Annotated in this window: 26 protein-coding genes; 12 read left to right on the top strand and 14 right to left on the bottom strand. The window is 71.3% G+C overall.

What is annotated here, in order from left to right; translation table 11 throughout:
- Positions 1-332: 332 nt before the first annotated feature.
- From AH6_RS44335 to AH6_RS33300, 9 genes are read right to left on the bottom strand one after another with little or no spacing between them, the layout of a single operon-like run.
- The gene (locus tag AH6_RS44335) at positions 333-1349 is read right to left on the bottom strand and encodes a hypothetical protein (protein WP_067488165.1); all 1017 of its coding nucleotides are present in this window, start codon (positions 1347-1349) and stop codon (positions 333-335) included.
- Positions 1350-1378: 29 nt separating this feature from the next.
- Positions 1379-2689: an MCE family protein gene (locus tag AH6_RS33335; RefSeq protein ID WP_067488163.1), complete on the bottom strand. Its 1311-nt coding sequence runs from the start codon at positions 2687-2689 to the stop codon at positions 1379-1381.
- The gene (locus AH6_RS33330) at positions 2686-3762 is read right to left on the bottom strand and encodes an MCE family protein (protein ID WP_067488161.1); all 1077 of its coding nucleotides are present in this window, start codon (positions 3760-3762) and stop codon (positions 2686-2688) included. Before AH6_RS33330 ends, AH6_RS33335 begins: the two co-directional genes overlap by 4 nt.
- The gene (locus tag AH6_RS33325; protein WP_067488159.1) at positions 3759-4826 is read right to left on the bottom strand and encodes an MCE family protein; all 1068 of its coding nucleotides are present in this window, start codon (positions 4824-4826) and stop codon (positions 3759-3761) included. The genes AH6_RS33330 and AH6_RS33325 overlap by 4 nt, the downstream gene beginning before the upstream one ends.
- The gene (locus AH6_RS33320) at positions 4826-5872 is read right to left on the bottom strand and encodes an MlaD family protein (RefSeq protein WP_067488157.1); all 1047 of its coding nucleotides are present in this window, start codon (positions 5870-5872) and stop codon (positions 4826-4828) included. The genes AH6_RS33325 and AH6_RS33320 overlap by 1 nt, the downstream gene beginning before the upstream one ends.
- A gap of 46 nt (positions 5873-5918) precedes the next feature.
- Positions 5919-7022, bottom strand: a complete 1104-nt coding sequence (locus AH6_RS33315; RefSeq protein WP_067488156.1) for an MCE family protein — start codon at positions 7020-7022, stop codon at positions 5919-5921.
- On the bottom strand, positions 7019-8095 hold the full coding sequence (locus tag AH6_RS33310) for an MlaD family protein (RefSeq protein ID WP_067488154.1): 1077 nt from the start codon (positions 8093-8095) through the stop codon (positions 7019-7021). Before AH6_RS33310 ends, AH6_RS33315 begins: the two co-directional genes overlap by 4 nt.
- Complete coding sequence (locus AH6_RS33305; protein ID WP_067488152.1) at positions 8092-8946, bottom strand: ABC transporter permease; 855 nt, start codon at positions 8944-8946, stop codon at positions 8092-8094. Before AH6_RS33305 ends, AH6_RS33310 begins: the two co-directional genes overlap by 4 nt.
- The gene (locus AH6_RS33300; protein WP_067488150.1) at positions 8947-9750 is read right to left on the bottom strand and encodes an MlaE family ABC transporter permease; all 804 of its coding nucleotides are present in this window, start codon (positions 9748-9750) and stop codon (positions 8947-8949) included.
- 289 nt (positions 9751-10039) lie between these two features.
- On the opposite strand from AH6_RS33300, the gene AH6_RS33295 reads away from it, so the two are divergent.
- From AH6_RS33295 to AH6_RS33285, 3 genes are all read left to right on the top strand, one after another.
- Positions 10040-10573: a MarR family winged helix-turn-helix transcriptional regulator gene (locus tag AH6_RS33295; RefSeq protein WP_083983732.1), complete on the top strand. Its 534-nt coding sequence runs from the start codon at positions 10040-10042 to the stop codon at positions 10571-10573.
- 78 nt (positions 10574-10651) lie between these two features.
- Entirely contained in the window at positions 10652-11386 is a 735-nt protein-coding gene (locus AH6_RS33290) for an aggregation-promoting factor C-terminal-like domain-containing protein (RefSeq protein WP_157431881.1), read from the top strand.
- 49 nt (positions 11387-11435) lie between these two features.
- Positions 11436-12116, top strand: coding sequence for a TetR/AcrR family transcriptional regulator (locus AH6_RS33285; RefSeq protein WP_083983731.1), 681 nt, complete (start codon positions 11436-11438; stop codon positions 12114-12116).
- A 64-nt stretch (positions 12117-12180) separates the two neighbouring features.
- Here the strand turns inward: AH6_RS33285 and AH6_RS33280 are convergent, their stop codons facing one another.
- The gene (locus AH6_RS33280; protein ID WP_218005993.1) at positions 12181-13746 is read right to left on the bottom strand and encodes a lysyl oxidase family protein; all 1566 of its coding nucleotides are present in this window, start codon (positions 13744-13746) and stop codon (positions 12181-12183) included.
- 313 nt (positions 13747-14059) lie between these two features.
- Between AH6_RS33280 and AH6_RS33275 the strand changes: the two genes are divergently transcribed.
- The 5 genes from AH6_RS33275 (at position 14060) to AH6_RS33255 (ending at position 18529) form a co-directional block, all read left to right on the top strand.
- Complete coding sequence (locus AH6_RS33275) at positions 14060-14707, top strand: TetR/AcrR family transcriptional regulator (RefSeq protein ID WP_067488146.1); 648 nt, start codon at positions 14060-14062, stop codon at positions 14705-14707.
- Positions 14708-14905: 198 nt separating this feature from the next.
- Entirely contained in the window at positions 14906-15874 is a 969-nt protein-coding gene (locus AH6_RS33270) for an ABC transporter substrate-binding protein (RefSeq protein ID WP_067488144.1), read from the top strand.
- Positions 15871-16719, top strand: a complete 849-nt coding sequence (locus tag AH6_RS33265; protein WP_083983730.1) for an ABC transporter permease — start codon at positions 15871-15873, stop codon at positions 16717-16719. Before AH6_RS33270 ends, AH6_RS33265 begins: the two co-directional genes overlap by 4 nt.
- Positions 16716-17504: an ABC transporter permease gene (locus AH6_RS33260; protein WP_067488142.1), complete on the top strand. Its 789-nt coding sequence runs from the start codon at positions 16716-16718 to the stop codon at positions 17502-17504. Before AH6_RS33265 ends, AH6_RS33260 begins: the two co-directional genes overlap by 4 nt.
- Positions 17501-18529 carry a methyltransferase gene (locus AH6_RS33255; RefSeq protein WP_067488140.1) on the top strand — a complete coding sequence of 343 codons (1029 nt, stop codon included), beginning with the start codon at positions 17501-17503 and terminating at the stop codon, positions 18527-18529. Before AH6_RS33260 ends, AH6_RS33255 begins: the two co-directional genes overlap by 4 nt.
- Before the next feature lie 13 nt (positions 18530-18542).
- Here AH6_RS33255 and AH6_RS33250 read toward each other — a convergent pair whose 3' ends face one another.
- Positions 18543-20006, bottom strand: coding sequence for a flavin-containing monooxygenase (locus tag AH6_RS33250; RefSeq protein ID WP_067488138.1), 1464 nt, complete (start codon positions 20004-20006; stop codon positions 18543-18545).
- Between the two features lie 89 nt (positions 20007-20095).
- On the opposite strand from AH6_RS33250, the gene AH6_RS33245 reads away from it, so the two are divergent.
- On the top strand, positions 20096-20749 hold the full coding sequence (locus AH6_RS33245; protein ID WP_245679574.1) for a TetR/AcrR family transcriptional regulator: 654 nt from the start codon (positions 20096-20098) through the stop codon (positions 20747-20749).
- Here the strand turns inward: AH6_RS33245 and AH6_RS33240 are convergent.
- A complete protein-coding gene (locus AH6_RS33240; RefSeq protein ID WP_067488136.1) occupies positions 20691-21383 on the bottom strand; it encodes a TetR/AcrR family transcriptional regulator in 693 nt (230 codons plus the stop codon). The genes AH6_RS33245 and AH6_RS33240 overlap by 59 nt on opposite strands.
- Positions 21384-21494: 111 nt before the next feature.
- On the opposite strand from AH6_RS33240, the gene AH6_RS33235 reads away from it, so the two are divergent.
- The 3 genes from AH6_RS33235 to AH6_RS33225 are packed head-to-tail and all read left to right on the top strand — an operon-like array spanning position 21495 to position 24505.
- Positions 21495-22604 (top strand): ferritin-like domain-containing protein, encoded by a 1110-nt coding sequence (locus AH6_RS33235; RefSeq protein ID WP_067488134.1) that lies wholly within the window; start codon positions 21495-21497, stop codon positions 22602-22604.
- A gap of 37 nt (positions 22605-22641) precedes the next feature.
- Positions 22642-23505, top strand: coding sequence for an SDR family NAD(P)-dependent oxidoreductase (locus tag AH6_RS33230; RefSeq protein WP_067488132.1), 864 nt, complete (start codon positions 22642-22644; stop codon positions 23503-23505).
- Positions 23506-23539: 34 nt separating this feature from the next.
- Positions 23540-24505: an AurF N-oxygenase family protein gene (locus AH6_RS33225; protein ID WP_067488130.1), complete on the top strand. Its 966-nt coding sequence runs from the start codon at positions 23540-23542 to the stop codon at positions 24503-24505.
- Here the strand turns inward: AH6_RS33225 and AH6_RS33220 are convergent, their stop codons facing one another.
- Together AH6_RS33220 and AH6_RS33215 are read right to left on the bottom strand one after the other, a co-directional pair.
- Complete coding sequence (locus AH6_RS33220; RefSeq protein WP_067488127.1) at positions 24506-25189, bottom strand: 4'-phosphopantetheinyl transferase family protein; 684 nt, start codon at positions 25187-25189, stop codon at positions 24506-24508.
- 333 nt (positions 25190-25522) lie between these two features.
- Entirely contained in the window at positions 25523-26308 is a 786-nt protein-coding gene (locus AH6_RS33215) for a hypothetical protein (protein ID WP_067488125.1), read from the bottom strand.

Below are 26308 nucleotides of genomic sequence, written 5' to 3'. Positions count from 1 at the left end.
CACGAGGCAAGGGGCGCTGCCCCCTGCACCCCCGTCCCCGGTGGCTGAGGCCAGCGCGCTCGTGCGGAGCGCGGGCTGGGGTCGCCAGGCACGCACGCAGCGCGGGGCTGGGGTCGCCGGGCACGCACGCAGCACGGGGCTGGGGTCGCCGGGCACGCACGCAGCACGGGGTTGCGGTCGCCGGGCACGCACGCAGCACGGGGTTGCGGTCGCCGGGCACGCACGCAGCGCGGGGCTGCGGTCGCTGGTTACGGGCAGGGCGCGGGGCTGGCGTGGCCCGCCCCCAGCGCAACAAAGTCGCGCCGCAGATGGGCCGCGTCAGCCCCAAGGCCCTAGTTCTTCGGCTTCTCTTCCTTCTTCTCCTGCTCCTTCGGCTTCTCCCCGTTCGTCCCCGAAGGCACCCCCGGCAGCTGCTCCTCGCAACCCCGCTTCTGCTCGTTGACGCCCGACGGGAACTGCTGCGTCACCTTCCAGTCCTCGCCCGCCTTCGCCAGTGACAGCCGGATCAGGTTCGACGGGATGTTCGTCGCCGGCGTGCTCCCGTTGCTCACGCCGCTCACCCCCACGTCCACCGCGATCGTCGCCGTCGCGAAGCGCGGGTCCACGCTTCCCACGAACGTCTGCGTCGTCTTCGACGTCAGCGCCAGCTGCGGCTGGCTCTTGAACGTCGTGCCCAGGTTCGGCAGCGTGCACTGCTTGAAGTTCTCCAGCAGGTCGCCGCCCATCAGTTTCTGGGCCTTCTCCATCTGGCTCTGGTAGTTGGACGCGTTGTAGTTGAGCGCCAGGTTCCCGTAGTCGGAGGCCACCTTCGCGACCTCCTTCCGGTCGTCCTCGGTGCCCGACAGGCCGCTCGCGGTGCGCCACTGCCAGAGCGCCAGGGTCGCCAGCAGTGCCACCAGCACCACCCCGACCAGCAGCGGGACCAGTGGCAGCGAGGAACCACCCGATCCCTTGTCCAGGGAGACCGGTTCCTTCGGGCCGGATCCCGACGGGCGAGGTGCGGGCGCGGGTTCCGGCTCGGGCTCTTCCCTCTCCTTGACGGCTGTCGCGGCGGGGGCGGCCGTGGCGGCGGCCGGGGTCGCCTTCTTCGCCGCCGAGGCCGACGCCTTCGCCGCCGGTTTCCGCGCCGCCGGCTGCTCCGCCTCCTCGGCGTCCAGCGCCTCCAGCACGTCCTCAAGGTCCTCGTCATCGTCCTCGATGACCTCGATCACCCGCACCCGGCGCTTGCGCTTGGCCGGGCGCGGGGCGGGCTCGCCGGCGGCCCCGGCCGCCTCCTCAGCGGCCTCGACCTCCGCGGCCGGCGTCTCCGCGACGTCGTCGGCGGCGTCCTTGGGGGTCTCGGCTGTCACTTCGGGCACTCCTCGCGGGTCGGGGGGATTCAGTCCTTGCGGCGCAGCCGCGACAGGCGCGTCAGGCGGGACACCACGGGCACCGAACCCGCCATGACCTTGATCAGCACCAGCAGGGCCAGGACCGGGGGAACGTAGACTAGCCAAAGGGGCGGTCCGGCAGAAGAGTCCCGCTCGGTGCCCGCCGCCGGGCGCGCCCTGACGTCCGGGTCGGGGCGGTTCACCGACGGGTCGTGCGTCGGATTCGTCTGGCCCGGGTCCTTGCCGGTGTAGCCCTTCTGCGGCGTGGTCACCGGCTGGCGGCCGTTGGGGCAGCTCAGCGTCTTGTTCACCGCGGGCTGCGGCAGCGGGTACTTGTACTCCAGCGTCGCGGCCTTCCGCAGGGTGATCAGGAAGACGACGTTCAGCACCGGCTTGCCCTGGTCCTCGCCGATCACGTTGTCCAGGACGTTCTTCAGCGGGGCGGCGTAGCGCAGGGTGGTGCGCAGGTCGTTCAGCACGTCGGGGTTGTGCTCGCTGATGCCGAGGTTGGCCAGCGAGCCGATGGTGCACTCGAAGTCCGGGCCGGTTTCGTCCAGCAGCCCGTTGACGGTCCGCAGCAGGCCGGGCCCGGTGTCGCGCAGCTCCACCATCTCGCCGCGCACCTGGCGCAGCGCGCCGGTCAGCGCGGCCAGGTTGTCGATGCCCGCGGCCAGGTCGCCGCGGTTCTGGTTCAGCACGCCGGTGATCTTGCCGAGGTCCCGGGTGAGGCCGTCCAGCAGCTCGCTGTTCTCGGCGAAGGTCGCGGTGAGCTGGTCGCCGCCCTGGATGATCTGGCGCAGCGAGCCCTCGCGGCCCGACCAGCCCTCGGCCAGCTCGTGGGTGAGCACCCCGGCGTCCTTGGGGTCGATGGCCTTCAGCGTCTGGATCACCGCGCCGAACAGGTCGCCGTACTTGGGCGGCACCTTGGTCTGCGACACCGGGATCACGGTGCCGGCCCGGATCGGCGGCGCGCCCGTCGCGTTCGGGCCGGGCGTCAGCTCCACCACCGGCTCGCCGACCGCCGACTTGCGCGCGGCGGCCGCGGTGACGCCCTGCGGGATCTTCACGCCGCGCTCGATGTCGAGGCGGACGACGACCTTGCCCTTCTCCAGCCGCACCGAGTCGATCTTGCCGACGCGCAGGCCCAGGTAGTCCACCTCGAAGCCCGGGTGCAGGCCCGGCGAGGACTCGAACTCCACGGTGATGTGGTACGGGCGGTCGATGAAGTCGAACCGCACCACGCTGTTGAACGCCCAGATCACCATGAGCACGGCCAGGGTGGCGAACACCCCCAGGTTGATCACGAGTCGCCTGGTCATCGGCGCGGCTCCAGGATGTCGTCGAGGTCGGGCAACGCGCCGCGCAGCTGGTCGGGCAGCTCGGGGGCCTTCCCACTCTGCTTGGCCTTGCCCGACCCGCCGAGGCCCGGCAGCACCGGGCTGCCGTCCGGCCACACGATCCGCAGCAGCGGGTAGAGCAGCAGCTGGCCGTCGTAGGTGGCGGCCGGGAGCTTCCTGCTGAAGGTGACCAGGCCGTCGACGAGCCTGGTGAGGCGGGTGCGGTTGTTGCCGAGCTGCGCGATGACCGGGTCGAGGTCGTTCAGCAGGGTCCGGAAGCGGGCGACGCGGCCTTCCAGCACCTTGTCGTTCAGCTGGGCGGCCATCCGGGTGAGCTTGTCGACGGTGGCCAGGATGCGGTGCTTGTTGTCGTTCAGCAGCCGCGTGGTCTTCTCCAGCTCCTCGGGTGCCCGCTCCAGCGCGTCGCTGCCCCGGGCCAGCGACCTGCCGAGCTGCGCGAACTGGTCCACGGCCGCGCCGAGCTCGCGCCGCTGGTCGGAGAACAGCTTCAGCAGGTCGGCGGACTTGGCGACGGTGGTGTTGAGCTTGCCGCCCTGGCCCTCCAGCGCGGTCGCGCCCGCGTTGACGACGGTCGCGATGTCGTCGCCCGCCAGCGCCTTCAGCAGCGGCCCGGTCTGCCCCACCACCTGCTCGAACGCCGGCTGCACGCTGGTGTCGGCGATCGCGGCGTTGTCGGCCAGGTAGGGGCCGCGGTCCATGCTGCCGCCGGGCGGCAGGGCGAGGTCCACGTAGTTCTCGCCCAGCAGCGAGGTCACCTTGATCTCGGCGCGGGTGCCCTGCGGCAGCCTGATCCCGTCCTTGATCGACAGGGTCGTCCTGGACTTGTAACCGGCCAGCTCCACCTTGGTGACGCTGCCGATGTTGACGTCGGACATCTTCACGCTGTGCCCGGCGACCAGGCCCTGCGCGTCGTCGAACGTCGCGGTCAGGGTGAGGTCGCCGCCGGGCGCCCCGGCGGTCTTGTAGGAGCAGCCGCCCGCCCCGACGGCCGCCGCCAGTGCCAGCGCCGCCGCGCGGCGCCCCAGGATGGTCATCGGCGTGCTCCGTTCTCGCCCGCGCCCGCGTCCTGCCAGGGGCAGTTGGAGTTGGGCTTGGGCAGCGGGCAGGTGGTGTACTCGCGGCCGAGGATGGTAGCGAGCCAGGTCCGCACGAACGCGTCGGTCGCGAAGCGGATCTGCAACGACTTGTTCTTCGGGTTGTAGGCGTTGATCAGTGCGCTGTTGATGCCGGGCAGCGCGTCGAGCAGCTGGCCCAGCGATCGGGCGTTGCCCCGCAGCACCAGCGCGACCTTGGTCAGCACCGCCAGGTCGTAGGGCAGCTGGCCCTTGTACTTGTCGACGAGCTTGCCGCCGTTCCTCGACAGCTCCAGCAGCCCGCTGATGAGGTCCTGCAGTTCGCCGCGCTCGGCGCTGAGCACCCGCGTCGCCTCGCCGAAGTTGCGGATCATCTGGCCGAGCACCTGCTCGCGGCCGCGCACGACCCCGGCCAGCCGGTCGAGGTTGCGCGCGACCTGCAGCAGCTCCTGGTCCTGCCCGGCGATGCCCTCCACCAGGCGGCCGCTCTGCTCCAGCGTGGCGTTGAAGTCCCTGCCGTTGCCCTCGAAGGAGTCGGCGGCGCGGCCGAGCGCGGTCTGCATCTTGGTGGGGTCGAGAGCGTTGGCGAGGTTGGTGAACGAGGCCAGCGCGTCGTCCACCTCGACCGGCACGTGGGTGCGCTCGATCGGGATGGTGCTGGAGGTCTCCCGGGCCTGGCCGGGCCGCCAGGCCGGGTGCAGGACGAGGTTGCGCTCGCCGACCAGGTTCAGCGGGACGATCGACGCCTGCACGCCGCGCGGCAGCGGCACCTCGCGGTCCAGGTGGAAGGTGACCTTGATGCGGTCGCCCTGGTTCTCCACCCGGTCCACCAGGCCCACGTCGGCGCCCATCACCTTGACCTTGGACTCCTTGTAGAAGGAGCGGGCCTTCGGCAGGTAGACGGTCATCGTGCGCTGCCCGCCGAGCGAGCCGTCCAGCGAGCAGCCGCCCAACGAGGTCAGCATCGCCAGGCACAGGCCGACGGCCAGGACGACGCGGGACGGGGGGATCGTGCGCGTGCTCATCAGTTCCCTCCCGCGCGCTCGGGCGCCTTCGACTCCGGCGGCCACCGGGTGGAGATGGGGCCGGTCGGCTGGAGCGGGCCGAGGCCGGTGATGACGCCCTCCACCCACTTGCCGTTGCCGCGCACGTTGGCGACCTGGGTGAAGGTCGGGCCCAGCAGCGACAGGTCGGTGTTGAGCGCGTCCATGTTGGGCGCCAGCCGGGTGGTCAGCAGGTGCAGGTCGTCCAGCAGCGTGTTGAGCTGCCGCTGGTTCTGCGAGATCACGTTGGACAGGGTGCGCACGGTGCGGCTGCCCTGGCCGATGGTGGCGGCCAGCTCGTTGCGCCGCTCGACCAGGGTGTTCAGCAGCACCTGGCTGGAGTTGATGATCTCGGTGAGCTTGGCGTCCTTGCTCGCCAGCGTGCCGGTGATGGTCTTGCTGTTGGCGATCAGCCGCTCGATCTGCGGGGTGGCGTCGTTCAGCGTGCGCGCCACCGTCTGCACGTTGACCAGGATCTCCCGGAGCTTGCCGGCGCTCGGCGACTTGATCCGGGTGACCTGGGTGAGCAGCTTGTCGATGCTGCGCTGGTCCAGCTTGCCGACGATGTTCTGCGCGCCCTCCAGCGCGTCGGGCACCGTGAACGGCACCGCGGTGCGGCCGAGCGGGATGCGCCGCTGCCGCTCGGGCAGGTCGGCCATCAGCCGGCCGGCCACCGGCCCGGTCAGCCGCAGGTAGCGGCCGCCCAGCAGGGTGGTGGTCTGCACCTCGGCGCGGGTGTCGCGGCCGAGGTCGATGCCGGCGTTCACATGCCAGGTGATGATCACCCGGCCGCGCTTGAAGTCCGGCTCCACCGAGGTGATCCGCCCGGCCTTGACGCCGGCGACCCGCACGTCCTGGCCCTTCTTCATCCCGGCGGTGTCGGTGAACTCCCCGCTCATGGTGTAGCCGCGGTCGAACAGGTGGAGCTGGCCGACGGCGAAGGCGAAGACGCAGGCCGCGCCCAGCACGGTCAGCGACACGATCGCGACGATCTTGTGGTTGGCGTCGCGCAGCGACTTCAGCGCCATCGGCGCCCACCTCCCGGCGCCCCCGGGGCGGTCTGGTCGTGACGGGTCACCGGCCACCTCGCAACATCGCGCGGAGCTGGTCCAGCTCGCCCTTGGTCGGCGCGTTGGAGGGGCGGGTGCCGGTCAGCGGCGGCAGCCGCATCGGGAACGGGCACGGCCCCTGCACCAGGTTCAGGCAGACCACGTTGGTGCGCAGGAAGTGGCCGCCGTTGCCCGCCGCGAACAGCTGGCGCAACGTCAGCGGCAGGGTCTGCACCATGCGCTCCAGCTGGTCGACGTTGAGGCGGAAGGTGGTGCTGACCTTGCCGAGGTTGTCGATGATCCGCGCGAGCTGCACGTCGTTGCCGCCGAGCACCTGGTTGAGGTTGGTGGTGACGCCCGAGATCTGCACGACCGCGTCTTCCAGCAGCTTGTGGTTGCCCGCGAACACCTTGGTGAGCGCCGCCAGGTTGTCCACGCTGGCGGCGATCTGCCGGTCCCGGGTCGCCACCGCGTCGCTGACGGTCTCGTAGTTGTCGATCATCTGCGCGATCGTGCGCTTGCGCACCGCGACGGTGGCCAGCAGCCCGTCCAGGCTGGTGATCATCTGGTTGATGTTGCCCTCGTTGCCCTCCAGCGCCTGCGACAGCGAGAACAGGATCTTGTTGAGCTGGGCCGGGTCGAGGTTGCGGGTCAGCGGGCCCAGCGCGTTGACGATCTCGCCGAGGTCCACCACCGAGCGGGTGTGCGGGACGCGCGAGCCCGGCGCGAGCCTGCTCGCGCTGCGCCCCGGCTCCAGGTAGACCACCCGCTGGCCCATGACGTTGCGCCAGCGGATCGCGGCGGTGGAGTCGGCCGGGACGCGGACCTCGCGGTCCACCTCCAGCGCGACCACGGCCTTGCCGCGCACCACCCTGATGCCCTTGACCTGCCCCACCGGCGTCCCGGCGATCTTGACGATGTCGTTCTCCAGCAGGCCGGTGACGTCGTCGAACTCGGCGGTGAGCCGGTAGCGGTCACGGAAGCTGGTGCCCAGGATCTGCTGCCCGATGAAGAACGTCAGCAGCGCCGTCAGCAGCACGAACACGCCGAACTTGGCGGTCACCGCGTACTGCGGGCCGCGGCCGGGCTTGCCGCCCCCGGGCCGCCTGCCGGCGAGCCGGCCGATCATGGCTGCACCACCATCCTGGGTCCGGACTTCACCTTCTGGTCGAAGGCCGTCGTGGCCGGCGGCCTGGGGCACACGTCCACCAGCGTCTGGCACAGGTCCAGCGGCAGGGTGTTGACGGCCTGCGCGATGGTGGTGCCGTTCGGGCCCGGCACGCGGATGATCTGCGACAACAGGTTGAAGAACCCGTTGAGGCTGTCGAGCAGGACCGGCACGTTGCGCCGCTCCTGGGACAACACCCGCAACGTCTTGGCGCCGCCGTCGATGATCTCGCCGACGTTGCGGCCCTGGCGCTGGAGCGTCCCGCCGACGGTGTCGGCCAGCCGCCCGGACTCGCCGAGCAGCTGCTGCACCTTGTCGGGGCGCTCGTAGACGACCGGCGCGATGTCGTTGAAGTCCCCGGCGACCTTGACGACGGTGTCGCCGCGCGAGGCCAGCGTGCCCGACAGGCCCGTCAGGTCGCTGATGAGCCGGCTGATGACCGCCCGGTTGGCGTGCGCGGCGTCGATCACCTTGCCGCCGTTCTCCAGCGTGCGGCGCAGCGCCGGGCCCTGCCCGTTCAGCCCGGCCGAGAAGGTGTGCAGGATGGTGGCCAGCTCGTCGGGGTTGATGGCCTTGGTCAGCCGGTAGGTCGGCCAGGCGGTGTCCGACAGCTCCTGCGGGTCGGAGGTCTTCGCGATGCGACCGCCGTCGGCGAGGTAGGGCCCGCCCTGCTCCCCCGGACCGAGGTCCAGCGCGATGTCCTTGGGCCCGAACACCGACAGCGGCTCGATCCGCGCGCTGGTGCTCTGCGGGATCTTCACGCCCTTGTCCACCCGGATGCGCACCTGGACCCGCCCGTCGCGCGACAGGTCGATGCGGTCCACCGTGCCGACGGTGATGCCGCGGATCTTCACGTCCGACTTCTGCGGGTCCAGCCCCTGCCCGGCGCGCGAGAACGCCGCCCGGTAGTAGGTGGACCCGCCGTGCGAGGGCGTGGAGCCCAGCGCCACGGCCACCGCGGCGGCCGCGATGACACCGGCCCCGGCCAGCCCGAAGACGGCGCGCGACCGCGCGGAGAGGGGTTCGTCGCTCATCCGGTCAACCTCACCGTGCTGCCGTGACCCCAGAAGATGTACGACAGCACCAGGTTCATCAGGATCATCAGAATGGTGGACTCGCGGATCGCCCGGCCGGCCGCGACGCCGACGCCGACCGGACCGCCGGCGGCGTAGTAGCCGCGGTAGCAGTGGATGAACATCACGATGAAGGCGAACACCGCCACCTTGACGACGCTGTAGAACACGTCGATCGGCGGCAGGTAGAGGTGGAAGTAGTAGTCGTAGATGCCCGGCGACAGCCCGTAGTACTGGATCGAGATGAACCGGGTGGCGAAGAACGCCATGAACAGCGACACCAGGTACAGCGGCACCAGCGCGATCACCCCGGCGGCCACCCGGGTGCACACCAGGTAGGCCAGCGAGTTGATGCCCATGACCTCCAGCGCGTCGATCTCCTCGGAGATGCGCATCGCGCCGATCTCGGCGGTGAAGCCGGTGCCGACCTGGGCCACCAGGGCGACCCCGGCGATGATCGGGGTGACCTCGCGGACGTTGGAGTAGGAGGCGACCAGGCCGGTGAACGCCTCGGCGCCGATGCGCTCCAGGCCCGGGTAGCCCTGCAGGCCGACCATCGCGCCGGTGGCCAGCGACATGGTGGCGATCACGAAGATCATGCCGCCGCCGATCACCAGCGCGCCGACGCCGACGGTGATGTCGGAGACCTGCTTGGCCAGGGTCCGGCCGTACTTGCGCCGCAGGACGATGTCGAACAGCAGGTGGTAGAGCACCCGGCCGAGGAAGATCGGCAGGTCGGCGGAGGCGGCGAGGCCGGCCGCCCGGAGCCGGACCGCCCGGCCCAGTCTGCGTAGGGGGGGGATGGCGACCATTCAGAACTTCCGGGGGACGAGGACCAGGTAGACCATTTCGATCACGTAGTTGACGGCGAAGACCACGATGGAGGTGACCACGACCGCCTTGTTGACCGCGCGGCCGACGCCGACCGGTCCGTAGTCGCAGTTCATGCCCATGTAGCAGGCGACCGCGGCGGCGACGAAGCCGAAGATCCATGCCTTGAACAGCGTGACGAGCAGGTCGGAGAACTGCAGCAGCGTGGTGGCGCCGTCGAAGAACGCGCCGGAGCTCACGCCCTGCTGGATGACGTTGAAGTAGTAGCCGCCCAGCACGCCGGCGAGGATCACCACCGAGCAGAGCAGGGCCGAGACGGTGCTGGCCGCCCACAGCCTGGGGGTGACCAGGCGGTGGATCGGGTTGATGCCCATGACCTCCATCGCGGCGAGCTCGTCGCGGATGTTGCGCGCGCCCATGTCGGAGGTCATCGCCGAGCCGCCCACGCCCGACACCAGCAGCGCCGCCGCCAGCGGCGCGACCTGCTGGATCATGGCGGCGACCAGCAGGGCGCCGGTGCCCGACTGCGCGCCGAGCTGGCGGGCGATGTCGCCGACCTGGAGCGAGATGGTGGCGCCCAGCGGGACGGCGATCAGCATCACCGGGACGCTGGTCACGCGGGCCAGGAACCAGCACTGCTCGATGAACTCGCCCCACCACTGGCGCAGGTCCCAGGTGCGGCGCAATCCCTCCAGGAGGGTGACGCACAGCAGCCCGGTCTCGTCCAGCGCGGTCTCGACCCGGCGGCGGGCGAGGTCGGGGGCCCTGGTCAGGCTCACGGCCATCAGCCGGAGACCTCCCCCTCGGGGGCAGGGTGAAGGGTCATTCCAGCCTCCTTCGTTCTCGGACGTGGGCGCCCATCCGATACGCCGGGCCCGCTCTGCGCACGTGCGGCGCGGCCGCCGGGGTGGCTCCGGCCGCGCCGTCACGATCCCGAGGGGACCGGGATCACAGCGGTCGCGGCGGTGCCTCCTCGACACTCCCGCCACCGGCTGTGATCTGAAGCACTCTATTGAAGAAAGGTCTAAGAAGCGAGTACTTACATCGTGATTTGTCCGAAGCTACGATCGGGCGGTGCACACCGAGACGACCGACCGGCCGGACCCGCAGGTCACCACAGCCGACCCGCTGGTCACCGGCATCCACGACCGCTGGAGCGACCAGGGCCTGCCCGGCGGGCCCTGGCCCTTCATGGCCATCTGCGCGGTGGGCCGCCTTCATCAGATCATGACCAGGGCGCTGGAGACCGAGCTCAAGAAGCACGGTCTGGGCCGCACCGGGTACTTCCTGCTCACCACGCTCGCGCTGACCACCTCCGGCCGCGCCCGGCTCAGCACCCTCGGGCGCATCATGATGATGCACCCGACGTCGGTGAAGCTCACCGTGGACCAGCTGGAGGCCGCGGGCCTCGCCGCGCGCAGCCCGCACCCGCACGACCGCCGCGCCACCCTCGTCGAGATCACCGACGCGGGCCGCGAGACGGTCGGCGCGGTGAACCTGGCGCTGGGCGGGCCCGACAGCGAGCTCGCGGCCCTGGACGGGCTGCACCGCGAGTTGTTCGAGGCGGTCCAGCCCGCCCGCCTGGCGGCCGGGGACCTGGATCTGTAGGTGAACGCCCGGCGACCCGTCCTGCGTACCTCTGCAAGGAACGGCACCGCACTCCGGCGATAAGGCACCCTGTCTCTCATGCCATCGAGTCACGGCACACGTAGAAGGCCCCGCGTCCCCGCCGAGGAGAACCCCGCACCGCCGCCCCCGCCACGGCGGGGACGCTCGGTGTGGCGGCTGCTCACCCACAACGTGACCATCACCCTGGTCGTGCTGGGCGGGCTGTTCGCGACGGTGGCGCTGGTGGATCTGGACGGTCTCGGCGGCGGCTCCGACAAGCCGCCGCCGGGCGTTTCGGACGACCTGTCCACCAACGACATGCTGGCGATGATGACGAGCTCCGACATGGACTCGATCGCCGCCGGGGTCGTCGCGCAGGCCAAGAAGAACGCCTACGAGAAGCAGCAGCGCGACCTGAAGGCGCTCAGGGAGAAGGCCAAGCGCGACAAGAAGGCCAGGGAGAAGCTGCGCGAGCAGCAGGAGCGCGAACGGCTGGCACGGTCCAACCCCAGCGCCGGGCAGAACAAGAAGTACGCCCGGAAGATGGCCGCCCTCAAGGGCTGGGACCGCTGCTGGGACTCCCTGGAGACGTTGTGGGAGCACGAGAGCAGCTGGAACGAGCGGGCCGAGAACCCCTCCAGCGGCGCCTACGGCATCCCGCAGGCCCTGCCGCCCGAGAAGCTGGCCAGCGCGGGCGCGGACTGGAAGACCAGCTCCCCCACCCAGATCGCGTGGGGCCTCAACTACATCAAGGCCCGCTACAAGGACCCGTGCGGCGCGTGGTCATGGTGGTCGGCGCACCACTGGTACTGATCGGCGTCACCGCTTGGTGACCGGGCCCTCACCCGTGCACCATGTGGGGATGCGGACGAGCAGGACGCGCCAGGACGGCGGCGCGGGCGACGGTGCTGGCGGTCACGGTGCGGGCGGCCACGGTGCGGGCGGCGGCGAGACGGGCGGCGGCGGCCGGCAGTGGGCGCGGGCGGACGCCACGCGGCAGGCGCTGCTGAACGCCGCCCAGCAGGTGTTCGCCGACCGCGGGTACGCCGACGCCGGGATCGCCGAGATCGTGGAGCGCTCCGGCATCAGCGTCGGCAGCCTCTACCACCACTACGGCGGCAAGGCCGGGCTGTACCTGGCGCTGTACGAGGAGTTGTCGGGCGAGCAGGAGAAGAGCGCGGCCGAGGCGGTGGCCGCCGCCCGCGCCGCCGGCGAGGACGACCCGATCGCCCTGTTCGTCGCGGGCGCGCGCGCCTACCTGGAGGTGTGCTGGGAGAGCCGCGAGGCGGCCCGGCTGTTCCACGGCGGCGAGGGCCCGTCCGGCTTCTCGCTGATGCGCCGCAAGCGCGCGCAGAAGTGGGTCGGGCAGAACACCAAGCTGCTGCGCGGCCACGGCGGCGAGCGCGCCACGCAGGTGCTGAGCCTGGTGCTGACGACCGTCATCGGCGAGGCGGGGCGGGAGATCGCGCTGGCCGACGACCGGGCGGAGGCGCACGAGATCCTCGACGAGGTCGTGCGCATCCTCATCCGCCTGGCGCGCTGACCGCCGGACGCGCCCCGGCTCGGCGAGCCGGGGCGCGCGGGCGTTCCTCAGCCCGGTCGCAGGACTAGCTGCGGCCCGGCGTCTCCTTGACGATGCCGACCGGCGCCACCTGCACGGTGCGCTTGCCGACCTTCCCGCCGATCACGATCTTCCGGTACGAGGTGTTGTTGTTGACGTCCAGCTCGTACAGCCGCCGCACCGGGTTGGCCAGCACCTTGATGTAGTAGGTGCCGTTCTTGATCCCCGCCAGGTCGAACGACTGCCCCGGCAGGTACTGGTTGTAGGTGTCGCCCGAGCCGATGTCCAGCACCTCGCGGATCGACAACGAGCTCTGGTAGCCGCAGGCCGTGGACAGGTCGGTGTTGCCCGGCTTCCACTTGGCGTAGGGCACGGTGTAGTCCACCGCGTCGGTGTTGGCCAGGCAGAACGCCTCCTTCTGGCTGCGCACGACCTGCTTCTTGGCGGAGTCCACCAGGCTGTAGTTGGCGAAGTCCAGGAAGTGCCAGTGCACGTGCCCCGGGCGCGGGTCCCACTTGAAGTCGCCGGTGCGGGCGTGCCCGGCCTCGCGGCCCTGGGCGTCGTAGAAGTACTGGTAGGCGTCCATCAGGTCCTTGCCGGGGCGGCGGAAGCCGTCCACGACCAGGGGCGAGGTGCCGCCGTTCCACACGTTGGCGGCGAAGGTCAGGTACTCCTTCTTCACCTTCGGCTTCTTCGGGTTCGGCGCGATCTTCTGGATCATCACGTCGAACGCGGGGAGCGCGCGCAGGTCGGGCCGGGGCCCGCCCGCGGGCACCGCCGCCGCGCCGACGGGCGGGGCCGAGCGCGGCTTGGCGAGGTCGGACGGCGCGGACCTCGCCAGCGTCTCGCCCCTGCCCTGGGAGCGCAGCAGGTGCGCCAGGTGGCCGCGCAGCGGGGGCTGCTTGGCCTGCGCCCGCTGGACGGCGGTGCGCGAGCCGGGCGCGGCCTGCTTGACGGTGACCTTCACCGTCTGCACCGCGCCGCTGATGCCGAGCGCCTTCTGGTAGGGCTTGGTGACCCAGATCCTGGCGGTGTACCTGCCCGTCGGCAGCTTGGCCATGCTGCCCCGCCCGTACATCCCGCCGCTGACGGGCGCCGCCCAGCCGCCCTCGATGCCCTGCACCGAGCCGAGGGTGAAGGCGTTGTCGGGGCAGCCGGCCGGGTACTTGGAGACCGCCGGGGCCTCGGGCCGGATGCGGCTGGCCTCGTAGGCGTTGGGGCAGAACCCGGCCGTCCGGTCCAGCACCTTGCGGCCCTTGGCGTCGGTGAGGGTGGTGCGCACCATGCCGGGGAAGCCGGTGAAGTCCTTCACCAGGCCGGCGGGCAGCCTGCGCCGGGTGACCTTCGCGCCGTCGCGCACGATCTGGGTGGCCACGATCGGCTGGTCGTAGGAGCGCCGGTTCAGGCGCACCTCGAACGGGGCCTTGTCGGCGGCCAGGTAGCCGCCCACGTCCAGGTACACCCAGCCGTCGGAGTCGCGGTCGAGCTGGACGCCGGGGGAACCGGTCATCAGGCGCAGCGAGCCGGGGGCCGCCTCGGCCTGGGCGGGCAGGCCGACCAGGATGTAGGCGGCCGCGCCTGCCGCCGCGGTGAGGACGGCCGTGTTGCGCACGCGGGAGCGTGTGATGGGGATGATGACGCCTCCATGTTCCGTGCCGCCACCCGTGCGGCACGACCGGCGTCCTGGAGCGGGGCGACGCCGGAGCTGCTGAGGGACCGACCGCGACGATGGTGACACGGTCGTTCTCTATTGACGCCTGGTTCTCTCCCGAAGTTGGCCTGAATGTTCCCTGAATGTGCGCCGAAGGCCGCGACCAGGGACGGAGGCGACGATTCATCCCCCTTCCGGCGGCCCGCCCGGTACCCTGACCGTCCGGGTCAGGGGCGGTCAGCCGCCCGCTATCGGAAGTGGAGTCGCCAGGCCCATGCCCACATCCACATGGTTCCGGCTCAACGTCGCCAAACGCGAGCGGGTGCTGGAGGTGGCGATGCGCGAGTTCGGCGAGCACGGCTACTCCACCGGCAGCCTCAACACGATCGCGCGCGAGGCGGGCATCGCCAAGGGCTCGCTGTTCCAGTACTTCACCGACAAGCTGGAGTTCTTCGCGTTCGTGTGCGACGAGACCTCCCGCCGCATCCGCGAGGAGATGGAGCGCCGCATCGCCGCGCTGGACTTCGACCAGCCCTTCGACGAGTGGCTGTTCGACGTGTTGTGCGAGTGGACCGAGTACATGGCCGCCCACCCGCTGGAGCGCGCGGTGACCGCCGCGACCAACTTCGAGCTGGACAACAGCGTGCGCTCGGTCGTGCGCGACACCGCCAACCAGCACTACCTCCAGGTCATCCACCCGACGCTGACGTCGTGGCGCGAGCGCGGCGACATCCGGCCCGACGCCGACCTGGACGTGTTGTCGGCGCTGATGCTGATGGCGCTGCCGTATCTGGCGCTGTCGCCGTACTACGACGGCCTCGACCCGGTGCTGGACCTGCGCGGCCGCACCCCGGCCGAGCAGCGGCCGGTGATCCGGCAGCTCATCACGGGTATTCGGCCGCTGTTCGCGCCGCTCAAGTAGCGCCCCCGGCGGGTTGACCGCACGACAACTAGGCCCGTAAAGCCCGAAAGGAGTGGCCGAAAAGGGCCACTTGTCGGAAGCCGCGCACATTCGAGCTATATGCCACGATCTTGTGGCTATGCTGACCCGCGTTCCCCCACCCCGGAGTCCGCGAGGACGCCGGTTTTCGCGTTCCCTTTTCGCAGCCAGGAGCAGTTCATGAGGGTCAGCCGCCTACTTCCGCTCACCCTGGCCGCCGCGCTGGCGCTGGCCGCCTGCGGCGGGTCCGACGACAAGAAGCAGACCGGCCCCAACGGGCTGGAGAAGACCAACCTCACCATCGGCCTGCTCCCCATCGCCGACGCCGCCGCGGTCCCGTTGGCGCAGGCCAAGGGGTACTTCAAGGAGGAGGGCCTGACCGTCAAGCTGGAGACGGTGCAGGGCGGCGCGACCGCGACCAAGCAGGTGATGGCGGGCAGCCTCGACGTGTCCCAGACCAACTACACCTCGGTGTTCCTGGCCCGCGAGAACGGCACCAAGGTGAAGGTCGTCGCCGACGCCGCCGAGGCCAAGCCCAACCTGTTCAACCTCATGGTCCGCAAGGACTCCCCGGTCAAGACCGCCGCGGATCTGAAGGGCAAGAAGATCGCGGTCAACACCCTGCGGAACGTGGGCGAGCTGGCGGTGGCGGCGACGCTGAAAGCGCAGGGCGTGGCGGCCAAGGAGGTCAAGTTCGTGGAATACCCCTTCCCGAACATGGGCCCTGCGCTGCAGAAAGGCGACATCGACGCGGCCTGGGTGACCGAGCCGTTCATCACCACCGGGCAGAGCAAGCAGGGGCTGCGCACGGTCGCCGACACCATGACCGGTCCGACCGCCGACCTGCCGATCGCCGGCTGGCAGGTGTCGGAGAAGTTCGCCAAGGAGAATCCCAAGACGGTGGCGGCCTTCCAGCGCGCGGTGCTGAAGGGCCAGAAGCTCGCCGCCGAGAACCGGCGCGAGGTGCAGGACATCGTGCCGACCTACACCAAGATCGACAAGGACTCGGTGAAGGTCATCGTGCTGCCGGGCTACCCGACCACGCTGAACCCCCAGCGCATCCAGCGCGTCGCCGACCTGATGAAGGAGTTCGGCTACCTGCGCGAGTCGACCGACGCCAAGACCATCCTGGTCGGCTCGGACGGATGAGCCCGGTCTCCTCCCCCGCCCTGCCCGCGGCGGCGCGCCCCGCGCGCGCCGTCCCGGGCGGCCGGCGGCGGCGCGACCCCGACCTGCGGCGCGGGGTGCTCGGGGTGCTGGTCTTCCTGGGCGGCGCCGAGCTGGTCGGCCGCGCCGAGGTGATCGACCCCAAGGTGCTGCCGCTGGCGTCGGCGGTGCTGGCGCGCGCGGCCGGGCTCGCCGCGGACGGCGCGTTCCTGGCGCACGTCGGCGCGACGCTGCTGGCGTGGGCCGCCGGGCTGGCGCTGACGGTGGCGGTCGCGGTCCCGCTGGGGTTGCTGATCGGGTCGGTGCCGCCGGTGGAGACGGCCGTGCGGCCGTTCGTGGAGTTCCTGCGGCCGATCCCGTCGGTGGCGGTGATCCCGCTGGCGATGGTGCTGTTCCCCGGCAAGCTGGAACTGAAGCTGGTGGTGATCGCGTTCGGCGCGGTCTGGCCGGTGCTGATCAACACCGTCTACGGGCTGCGCGAGGTGGACCCGGTGGCCAAGCAGACGCTCCGCGCGTTCGGGTTCGGGCCGCTCAGCGTGCTCGGCCGGGTGTCGCTGCCGAGCACCGCGCCGTTCATCGCGACCGGCGTGCGGGTCGCCTCGGGCATCGCGCTGATCCTGGCGATCAGCGTGGAGCTGATGGCGGGCGGCCAGTCCGGCATCGGGGTGTACGTGCTGGAGGCCGGGAGCAGCGAGGACGGCATCGAGATGATCATCGCGGCGACGGTGTGGGCGGGCCTGCTGGGCCTGGCGTTCGACCTGCTGTTCACCCGCGCCGAGCGCCGGCTGTTCCGCTGGAACGTCGGCCGGACGGGCGGTGCGGCGTGAGGGCCGTGCGCCTGCTGCTGCGGGTCGTCCCCGTCCCGGCCGCGCTGGCGTTGTGGGAGCTGCTGGCGCGGCGCGCGGAGAACATCGACTACCCGCCGCCGTCGGAGATCGCGTCGATGGCGCGCGAGTTGTGGTTCAGCGGCCCGGCCTCGCGGCTGTGGCTGACCGACGCGGCCCTGGAGGACTTCCCCGGCAGCGTCGCGCGGCTGCTCACCGCGTGGGTGGTCGCGGGCCTGGTCGGGACGGCGCTGGGCGTCGCGCTCGGCCGGTCGGCGCGGCTGTACGGCTACGTCCGGCCGCTGATCCACTTCGGCTACGCGATCCCGCCCATCATGCTGCTGCCGTTCTTCATCGCGCTGTTCGAGGGCGGCGCGCAGATGCAGCTCGCCACGATCCTGTTCGGCATCGTCTGGCCGGTGCTGCTGAACGCCACCGAGGGCGCCCGCGCGGTGGACCGGCAGTACCTGGACACCGCCGCCGCGTTCCGGCTGTCGGCCGGGCAGCGGCTGGCCCGGGTGATCCTGCCCGCCGCCGCGCCCAAGGTCTTCGCCGGGATGCGCATCAGCCTGTCGCTGGCGCTGATCCTGATGGTGGTGTCGGAGATGGTCGGCGCCAGCTCGGGCATCGGCTTCCAGCTCCTGCAGCAACAACGCAACTTCAACAACGCCGGGCTCTGGAGCGGGGTCGTGCTGCTGGGCGTGCTCGGCCTGGCGCTCAACACCCTGTTCCAGCTCACCGAACGGCGCGTCCTGGCCTGGCACCGGGGCGCGGGAGGGGTCTCATGAACGCCACCGACCATCCGACCGGGCCGATCTGGGAGGTCATCGGCGGGCTGTCGCGGTTCGCGGCGCTCGCGGCGCTGACCGAGCTGGGCGGCCCCGAGCACCTGCGGGACGCCGCGCTGACCCCCGCCGAGCTGGCCGAGCGCTGCGGCGCCGACGCCGACGCGCTGGCGCGGGTGCTGCGCGAGCTGGCCGGGACGGGCGTCGTCGCGTCCGCGCCCGGCGGCCGCTACACGCTCACCCCGGCCGGGGAGACGCTCTGCGCCGACGCCCCCGACTCGATGCGGGCGGCCGTGCTGATGAACGCCGGGCCGGAGCTGCGGTACGCGCTGGACAACCTGCCGCGCACCGTGCGGGAGGGCCGGTCGGCGTTCGTCGCTGAGCACGGCACGTTGTACGAGCACCTGTCGGACCGGCCGGAGCGGGCGCGGCTGTTCGACGACTACATGACCTCGCGGGCGGTGCCGCACCGCCAGGCCGTCGCCGACCGCTACGACTTCTCCGGCGTCACCACGCTGGTGGACGTCGGCGGCGGCAAGGGCCACTTCCTCAGCACGGTCCTGGCCGCGCACCCGCACCTGCGCGGCGTGCTGTTCGACCTGGACCACGTGGCCGCCGCCGCGCGCGACCACCTGAAGACCGCCGGGCTGGTGGACCGGACGGAGGTGGTGGGCGGCGACTTCTTCACCGGCGAGCTTCCGGCGGGGGCCGACGCGTACCTGCTGGGCAGCGTCCTGCACAACTGGTCCGACGACGACGCGGTGCGCATCCTGAGCTCGGTGCGCGCGGCGATGGCCCCGAGCGGCCGGGTGCTGGTGCTGGAGTACGCGCTGCCGGACGACGACCGCCCGCACGTCGGGCTGGACGGCGACATCCGGATGCTCGCGCTGTTCGGCGACGGGGCCGAGCGCACCCGCGCGCAGTACGGGGCGCTGCTGGAGCGCGCGGACCTGCGGCTGGACCGGGTGATCGACCTGCCGGGGGGCGTCGCCCTGCTGGAGGCGCGCCCCCTCAGCGTCGAAGGGTAGAGGGGCGGGCGGATCAGTAGGTGAAGGTGTAGTCCTCCGCCTTGGCCTTGCGGGTGCTCGCCCAGAACTCGAAGGTGTGTCCCGGCCACAAGGTGCGGTTGACGCCGTTCTCGTCCAGGTACCAGCTCTGGCAGCCGCCCTCGCTCCACACCGAGCGCCGCAGCCGCTTGTGCATCCGGTCGTTGAACGCGCGCAGCGCCTCGGGCTTGGGCTCGACGGCGACGGCCTCCCGCTCCTGGAGCAGGCGCAGGCAGCTCAGCACGTGCTGGATCTGCGACTCGATCATGAACACGACCGAGTTGTGGCCGAGGCCGGTGTTCGGGCCGAGCAGGAAGAACAGGTTCGGGAAGCCGGGCAGCGTGGTGCCGCGGTAGGCCTCGATGCCGTCGGCCCACTGCTCCTGGATCTTGCGGCCGTCGCGGCCGACGATGCGCTGCTCGCCGAGCGCGTCGGTGACCTTGAAGCCGGTGCCGTAGACGATGGCGTCGACCTCGTACTCGGTGCCGTCGGCGGTGACGATGGAGTGCTCGCGCACCTCGGCGACGCCGGCGGTCTCGACCGTCACGTTGGGGCGGGTCAGCGCCGGGTAGTAGTCGTTGGACAGCAGCACCCGCTTGCAGCCGACGGTGTAGTCGGGGGTGACCTTGGCGCGCAGCTCGGGGTCGGCGATCTGGCGCTTGATGTGCCAGCGGGCGAGCTTCTCCTGCGGGGCCGACAGGCGCGGGTCGATGGTGAAGCCGACCGCGCGGGCCTCCAGCGCCCAGTAGATGCCGTTGCGGAACGCGCGGGTGGCGGCCGGCACCTTCTCGAACACCTTGCGCACCGGGGCGGGGATGGCGCGGTCGGGCTTGGGCTGGATCCACGGCGGGGTGCGCTGGAACAGGACGAGGTTGTCGACCTGCTTGGCGATCTGCGGCACGAACTGGATCGCCGACGCGCCGGTGCCGATGACCGCGACGCGCTTCCCGGTCAGGTCGTAGTCGTGGTTCCACTCCGCCGAGTGGAAGGTGGTGCCCTGGAACCGCTCGATGCCCGGCAGGTCGGGGTAGGACGGGATGTGCAGCGCGCCGATGCCCGACACCACGGCCCGGGGGCGCAGCACGGTGCCGTCGGTGAGGGTGACGTCCCAGCGCTTGGCGGCGTCGTCGTACTCCATCGCCTCCACGTGGCTGTCGAAGCGCAGGTGGTCGCGCACGCCGTACTTGTCGGCGGTGCGCTCCATGTACGCCTGGATCTCCGGCTGCGGCGCGAACATCCGCGACCAGCCCGGGTTCAGCTCGAAGGAGAAGGAGTACATGTGCGACGGCACGTCGCACGCGCAGCCGGGGTAGGTGTTGTCGTGCCAGGTGCCGCCGAGGGCCCGGCTCTTCTCCAGGATCACGAAGTCGTTGAACCCGGACTTCTTCAGCTGGACGGCCATGCCGAGCCCGGCGAAACCGGAGCCGATGATGACGATGGCCGGGGAGCGCTCGCTCATGACCTCTACCTGCCTCTCGCGGTAACCTACTTCGAGTAAGTTACCGCGAGTAGGTTACTGACGGTAGGTCCAACAGTTAGGATTCGGCTGTGAGCAGCGCCACACCGGACCGGCCGCGCCGCCGCCGCATGTCCCGTGCCCAGCGGGAACGGCAGATGCTGGACGTCGCCGAGGAGGTCTTCGGCGAGCAGGGTTACGCGGCCAGCTCCATGGACGAGATCGCCGAGCGCTGCGGCGTGTCCAAGCCGATGCTCTACGAGTACTTCGGCTCCAAGGAGGGGCTGCTGCTGGCGTGCATCGGCCGCTCCAAGGCCGAGCTGTACGAGGAGACCAACAAGGCCATGGCGGGCGCCACCACGCCCGAGGACATCCTGTGGCGCGGCATGGTCGCCTACTTCGCCTTCGTCGACTCCCACAGCCGCTCGTTCGCGATGTTGCTCCAGGAGCCGCTCGCCGGGCCGCCGCGCACCGCCGAGGCGATCGAGGAGACCCGGCGGCAGCAGAGCGCGCTGATCGCCGGGGTGCTGGCGATCTACGCGCCGGACGCGCCGCGCGTGGTGATCGAGGCGCACACCGAGATCATCGTCGGGGGTTGCGAGCGGCTGGCGTTGTGGCGCGTCGGCCGCCCGGAGGTCAGCGCCGAGGACGCCGCCCGCTACATGAGCGACTTCTGCTGGCAGGGTCTCAGCCCCTACCTCCAGGACCCGCCCGGCCCGTCCGGGGCAGCGCGTCCAGAGCGCTGATCAGCAGGTCGAGACCGAACTCGAAGTCGGTCTCGGGGTCGTGCCGCACCAGGTGCGGGGCCATCGCGACCACGTGCGGGAACTCGGCCGGGTCGAGGCCGGCGAACATCTCGGCGGGCTGGGCCGACAGGCGGTCCAGCGTCTTCATCGCGCCGATCTCGCGCATCTGCGCGCCGAGCGCGTAGGCCATCAGCGCCCGCATGATGCGCACCGCCGTCTCGCCGTCGAACCCGGCGACCTCGGCGAGCGCCAGCGCGCGCTCGGCCGGGCGCAGCCCCATCGGGAAGTCGACCTTGTGGGTGAGCACGATCGTCATGCAGCGCGGGTAGTCGTGGGCGACCTTGCGGAAGGCGCGCACCAGGGCGCGGGCGCGGGCGCGCCAGTCCTCGGCGGGGTCGCCGTCGAAGTCCATGCCGGAGACCACGTGCTCGGCGACGCCCTCCAGCAGCGCGGCCTTGTTGGGCACGTGGTTGTACAGCGACATCACCGCGACCTCCAGCGCGGCGGCGACCCGGCGCATCGACAGCGCCTGCGCGCCCTCGTGCTCGATGAGGTCGATCGCCGCGCGGACGATGCGCTCCCGCGTCAGCGCGGGGCGCGGCGCGGGGATGGCGGGGCTCGCGTCGTCGGCCATGGGCCTGGGGCCCCTCTCGTCGTTGACATCGGTAAGTGGCGCGTGACACGGTACGTACAACGTACGCCTGACGTACAACGTACGTCAGCCTCGCTCCCGCGGAGGGCGCCCGTGTCGACACATGACCTGTACACCGACCCCGTCCCCACGTCCACCTGGGACGTCCCGCTGGCCGGGGACGCCCGGTTCACCTGGGAGTACGACGACGGCCGCGACCGCCTGCTCGCCCTGTACCAGAAGGGCAAGGACAAGCAGTGGGACTCGGTCAAGCGCATCGACTGGGACCTGGAGGTCGACCCGCACAACGTGCTCGGCGTGCCGGACCAGTCGCTGGCGATCTACGGCACCCCGCACTGGGACAAGATGGGCGAGAAGGAGCGGGGGCTGCTGCGCCAGCACTCCACCTCCTGGCAGTTCTCCCAGTTCGTGCACGGCGAGCAGGGCGCGATGATCACCGCGGCGCGCATCGTGGAGTCGGTGCCGGACATGGACGCCAAGTTCTACTCGGCGACCCAGACCATGGACGAGGCCCGCCATGTGGAGATCTTCTCGAAGTTCCTCCAGGAGAAGGTCGGGATGGTCTACCCGATCAACACCAAGCTCCAGGACCTGCTGACCGAGACCCTGTCCGACTCCCGCTGGGACATGCCCTACCTCGGCATGCAGGTGCTGATCGAGGGGCTGGCGCTGGCGGCGTTCGGCGTGATCCGCGACATCACCACCAAGCCGCTGCCCAAGCAGATCCTGGCGTACGTGATGCAGGACGAGGCGCGGCACGTGGCGTTCGGGCGGCTGGCGCTGCGCGACTACTACAAGGAGCTGTCGGCGCCGGAGCTGAAGGAGCGCGAGGAGTTCGTCATCGACGGCTGCTACCTGATGCGCGACCGCATCCGGGGCCGGGAGATCTGGACGAACTTCGGGATCGACGCCGCCGAGGTGGACGAGCTGGTCAAGAACTCCCCCTACATGCGCATGTTCCAGAGCCTGCTGTTCAGCCGGATCGTGCCGTGCGTGAAGGACATCGGGTTGTGGAGCCCGCGCATCCAGGCGACGTTCGAGGAGATGGGCGTGCTGGAGGCGTCCAAGTCCGACCTCGACGCGCTGATGGGCCAGGACGAGGAGATCGCCGAGAGGCTGGACGCCGCCCGCTTCGCCGCCGAGGAGGCCGACCGCAAGGCCGAGGTGGACGCGGTGATCGCGGCGGAGGCCGCGTCCTCGTAGGCTTCCCGGACGCCCACCATCCCCCCGGAGGCCGTTCATGCCCCTCGCGCACTTCGACGGCGCGCTCGCCGTCATCACCGGAGCCGGAAGCGGTCTCGGCCGCGCCATCACGCTGGCGCTCGCCGAGCGCGGCGCGACGGTCGTCGCCGCCGATCTGGACCTGGAGTCGGCCGAACGCACGCTCGTGCTGGCCAGGGCGCTGGGCGCGGACGGCGTGGCCCACCAGGTGGACGTGTCCGACGCCGACGCCATGGCGGACTTCGCCGCCGGGGTGAAGTCCGCCCACCGCACCCCCGACATCGTGGTCAACAACGCGGGCATCGCGGTGACCGGTCCGTTCCTGGAGACCGGCGTCGAGGACTGGGACCGCATCCTCGGCGTGAACCTGTGGGGCGTCGTTCACGGCTCGCGGCTGTTCGGACAGCAGATGGCCGACCGGGTCGCGGCGCTGCCCGCCAAGCCCGACAAGCCCAACTTCGGCGGGCACATCGTCAACATCGCGTCGGCGGCGGCCTACGCGCCGTCCTCCGCGCTGCCCGCGTACTGCACGACCAAGGCCGCCGTCCTGATGTTGTCGGAGTGCCTGCGCGCCGAGCTGGCCTCGTCCCGCATCGGCGTCACGGCCGTGTGCCCCGGCTTCACCAAGACCGGCATCGCGCGCAACGCCGTCCGCGTCGGCGTGGACGCCGACGCCCAGCGCCGCTTGCAGGACAAGGGCGACAAGGCCCTGCGGCTGCGCGGCTTCCCCGCCGAGAAGGTCGCCGAGCGCGTCGTGGACGCGATCGTGAAGAACAAGGCGGTCGTCCCGGTCAACTTCGAGAGCAACGTGCTGCGCGCGCTGTCGCGGGTCTCCCCCGCGTCGTTGCGCCTGATCGCCCGCATCCCCGCCCCGCGGAGCTGACCGCCCGGGGCGCCCCACCGGAGAAGGAGCCACCATGCCCGCTCCCGCGACCACCGGCCGCCCCCGCACCTGGACCGCCGCGATCCGCTGCCGCGACGGCGACCACACCCTGGAGCTGACCGACCGGGAGGTGGTCGCCGAACGCCTCCTGCGCACCTCCCGCAAGCACTCCTTCGACCCCGACACCGACGTGGACTGGGACGCGCCCCAGGACCCCGACCGCTTCTACATGCCGCCCCAGCTCGTCTCCCTGTACGAGACCCCGCTGTGGGACGGCCTGACGCACCGCCGGCGCGTCGAGCTGTCCAAGCGTGAGATGTGCTCGATCGCCTCGTTCGGCATCTGGTCCGAACTCCAGCTCATGCAGGGCCTGGTCGGGCACGCCTACCGGCAGCGCTACGACAGCGGCCACGTCGCCTACGCGCTGACCGAGGTCGCCGACGAGTGCCGCCACTCGGTCATGTTCGGCCGCATGGTGCGCACCTGCGGCCTGCGCGCCAACCGCCCGCACCCGCTGGAGTACCAGGCGGGCAAGCTGGTCAACGCGGTCTACGACCCGATTCCGATGTTCGCCGGGACGCTGCTGGTGGAGGAGTTCACCGACGCCTTCCAGCGCCTGACCTTCCCGGACGAGGAGATCCAGCCGCTGATCCGGCAGGTCACCCGCATCCACGTGATCGAGGAGGCCCGCCACATCAAGTACGCGCGCGAGGAGCTGAAACGGCTGGTGGTGCGCGCGTCCCCGGCCCGCCGCCGCGTGGCCGCCTACGCCCTGGCGCAGGGCGCGCGCCTGATCTCGGCGCGCTTCATCGACCCGTCCTGCTACACCGCCGTGGGCCTGGACCCGAAACTGGCCCGCCGCGTGGCGGCCCGGAGCCCGCACCGGCGCGCGACGATGACGTGGTCGTTCCGGAAGTGCACGGACTTCTTCGACGAGGTGGGCTTCCTGGACGGCCGAGCCCGAACCGTCTGGCAAAAAGCTGGTCTGCTCGACGCCTGATCAGCGGGGGGCGGTCGTGGTGAGGAGGGGGGCGGCGGGGCGTTCCTCTATCGGGGCGTCCGGGTGGTCTAGGAGGGCCAGGCAGGCGGTGTAGGCGGGGCCTGCGTCCAGGGAGCGCATCGTGAAGCGGGGCGGTAGGTCGGGGCGGTTCTTCCAGGTCAGCAGGCGGGGGGCCATCTCCGGTGGGGTCACGTGCAGGTTGGTCAGGGGGATGCGCAGGCCGTCGCCCGTGGCCTTCAGGAGCGCCTCCTTGCGCGTCCAGTACGCCAGGAGGGCCCGTTCGTCGGCGGCGGACTCGTCCGGGGCCAGCAGGTGGCCGCTGACGTCGGCCATGCGGGCCGTCGCCTGCTCCACGTCCACGCCCAGCGGGCCGTGCGGGGAGATCGCCACGGCCACCCGGTCGCCGGAGTGGGAGACCGACAGGTGCGGGCCGCCGGGCACGCGGGGCGGGCCGTGCGGGTCGCCGCAGTCGGCGCACGCGCGGGTGAGCGGAACCTGTTCCGGCGCGACGCCCAGCAGCGGCGCCAGCGCCAGCCGGGTGATCGCCACGCCCAAAGTGAAACGGTCGCGGTCCTCGGCGCGGAGGTAGCGGTCGCGGCGGGCCCGTTCGACGGTGTCGAGCAGAGCGGGCAGACCCGGGTGGGCCGCCTCCCGGCGCGCCCACCAAACAGTAACCGGTTCCACTTTCGCTCCATTCATTCGGCGGCCGAAGGTCACATTAACCGGTGATGCATTCGGCACAATTCCCGCGCTCCATGAGAGCGCAAGGGCCGCGGGGCGCGAAGCGCCCCGCGGCCCGTCGAGCCGGGAGTTCCCTCCCCTGCGTCCCAGGTCTCAGGCCCAGGACACTCCTGCGGGTTGTGCGGCCACGGTCTCGTCCTCCTCCTCAGACGTAGGCCACGCCGATCACCCGCGTCACACGGGACCCGATCGACGCTTCCCTCCCCTTTCCCGAAACACCCTAGGAGGGGATGACCGCACTTATGTCATGATCGGCCGATTCAGGTCAGAAATGATTTAACGGAAGCCCGCCAGCACTTCGCGCGCGACCCGGGCGGCTTTCGCGAGGCAGCTCTGCCGGCGTCCGGCGGCCTGGCCCCGGGCCGGAACGGTCTCACTGTAACCGACCCGGATCACCACGTTGCGGTCGCGCACCATCACCTCGCCGGTGACGGTCGGCTGCCCCTTGTCGACCTTGAACCAGTGGTACGCCTCGTCGCCGAGCCCGGACCGCCGCTCCAGCGTCAACGTCTCGGTCATCGACGGCTGGTGCGCCTGGTTCCAGCGCGAGGCGTAGAAGCCGCGCGCCTGGTCCACCGGCGCCTCGCTGTCGCCCGGCGGGTACAACGTCGCCTCCACCAGCAGCCAGCGGTAGGACCCGTCCCCCGCCGTGCTGGTGCAACTGGTGAGGCCCCGGTTCGCGCCCGCGACCTGCTTCGCCTTGGGGATCAGGGCCCGCAGCGTCGCCTGCGACACCGTCTTGCAGGGCGGCGGCAGCGCGGTGACGGCCAGGGCCCGCGTAGGCGACGGGCTGCCGCTCGGCGAGGGCGTGGTGGGCTCGGGCGAGGCGGACGGTTCGGCGCTGGTCGCCGGGGGCGGGGTCGGTTCCGCGCTGGGCGTCGGGCGGGCGGCCGTCGGCCGTTCCTGCCCGCCCCCCGGGGCCAGCCAGAACACGGCCACGGCGGCGAGCACGAACGACACCACCGCCACCAGCAGCGCCAGCACCTTCGGGCGACGCGCGGGCGCGGGCGGCTCCGGTGCCGAGTACACCCGCTGGAACGGCTCCTGCGGCCGAAGGCCCAC

The organism is Actinomadura hibisca NBRC 15177, assembly GCF_001552635.1.
Lineage (GTDB): Bacteria > Actinomycetota > Actinomycetes > Streptosporangiales > Streptosporangiaceae > Spirillospora > Spirillospora hibisca.
Note: the sequence above shows the minus strand (reverse complement) of the source record. Positions and strands in the feature narration are given on the sequence as shown.

Coding starts and splice junctions, on each gene's coding strand:
- AH6_RS33225 (WP_067488130.1), top strand. CDS start 23,540: ATGCCCGCTCCCGCGACCACCGGCCGCCCCCGCACCTGGACCGCCGCG.
- AH6_RS33300 (WP_067488150.1), bottom strand. CDS start 9,750: ATGGCCGTGAGCCTGACCAGGGCCCCCGACCTCGCCCGCCGCCGGGTC.
- AH6_RS33320 (WP_067488157.1), bottom strand. CDS start 5,872: ATGGCGCTGAAGTCGCTGCGCGACGCCAACCACAAGATCGTCGCGATC.
- AH6_RS33265 (WP_083983730.1), top strand. CDS start 15,871: ATGAGCCCGGTCTCCTCCCCCGCCCTGCCCGCGGCGGCGCGCCCCGCG.
- AH6_RS33325 (WP_067488159.1), bottom strand. CDS start 4,826: ATGAGCACGCGCACGATCCCCCCGTCCCGCGTCGTCCTGGCCGTCGGC.
- AH6_RS33330 (WP_067488161.1), bottom strand. CDS start 3,762: ATGACCATCCTGGGGCGCCGCGCGGCGGCGCTGGCACTGGCGGCGGCC.
- AH6_RS33250 (WP_067488138.1), bottom strand. CDS start 20,006: ATGAGCGAGCGCTCCCCGGCCATCGTCATCATCGGCTCCGGTTTCGCC.
- AH6_RS33275 (WP_067488146.1), top strand. CDS start 14,060: ATGCCCACATCCACATGGTTCCGGCTCAACGTCGCCAAACGCGAGCGG.
- AH6_RS33335 (WP_067488163.1), bottom strand. CDS start 2,689: ATGACCAGGCGACTCGTGATCAACCTGGGGGTGTTCGCCACCCTGGCC.
- AH6_RS33305 (WP_067488152.1), bottom strand. CDS start 8,946: ATGGTCGCCATCCCCCCCCTACGCAGACTGGGCCGGGCGGTCCGGCTC.
- AH6_RS33285 (WP_083983731.1), top strand. CDS start 11,436: ATGCGGACGAGCAGGACGCGCCAGGACGGCGGCGCGGGCGACGGTGCT.
- AH6_RS33290 (WP_157431881.1), top strand. CDS start 10,652: ATGCCATCGAGTCACGGCACACGTAGAAGGCCCCGCGTCCCCGCCGAG.
- AH6_RS33310 (WP_067488154.1), bottom strand. CDS start 8,095: ATGAGCGACGAACCCCTCTCCGCGCGGTCGCGCGCCGTCTTCGGGCTG.
- AH6_RS33230 (WP_067488132.1), top strand. CDS start 22,642: ATGCCCCTCGCGCACTTCGACGGCGCGCTCGCCGTCATCACCGGAGCC.
- AH6_RS33270 (WP_067488144.1), top strand. CDS start 14,906: ATGAGGGTCAGCCGCCTACTTCCGCTCACCCTGGCCGCCGCGCTGGCG.
- AH6_RS33240 (WP_067488136.1), bottom strand. CDS start 21,383: ATGGCCGACGACGCGAGCCCCGCCATCCCCGCGCCGCGCCCCGCGCTG.
- AH6_RS33315 (WP_067488156.1), bottom strand. CDS start 7,022: ATGATCGGCCGGCTCGCCGGCAGGCGGCCCGGGGGCGGCAAGCCCGGC.
- AH6_RS33255 (WP_067488140.1), top strand. CDS start 17,501: ATGAACGCCACCGACCATCCGACCGGGCCGATCTGGGAGGTCATCGGC.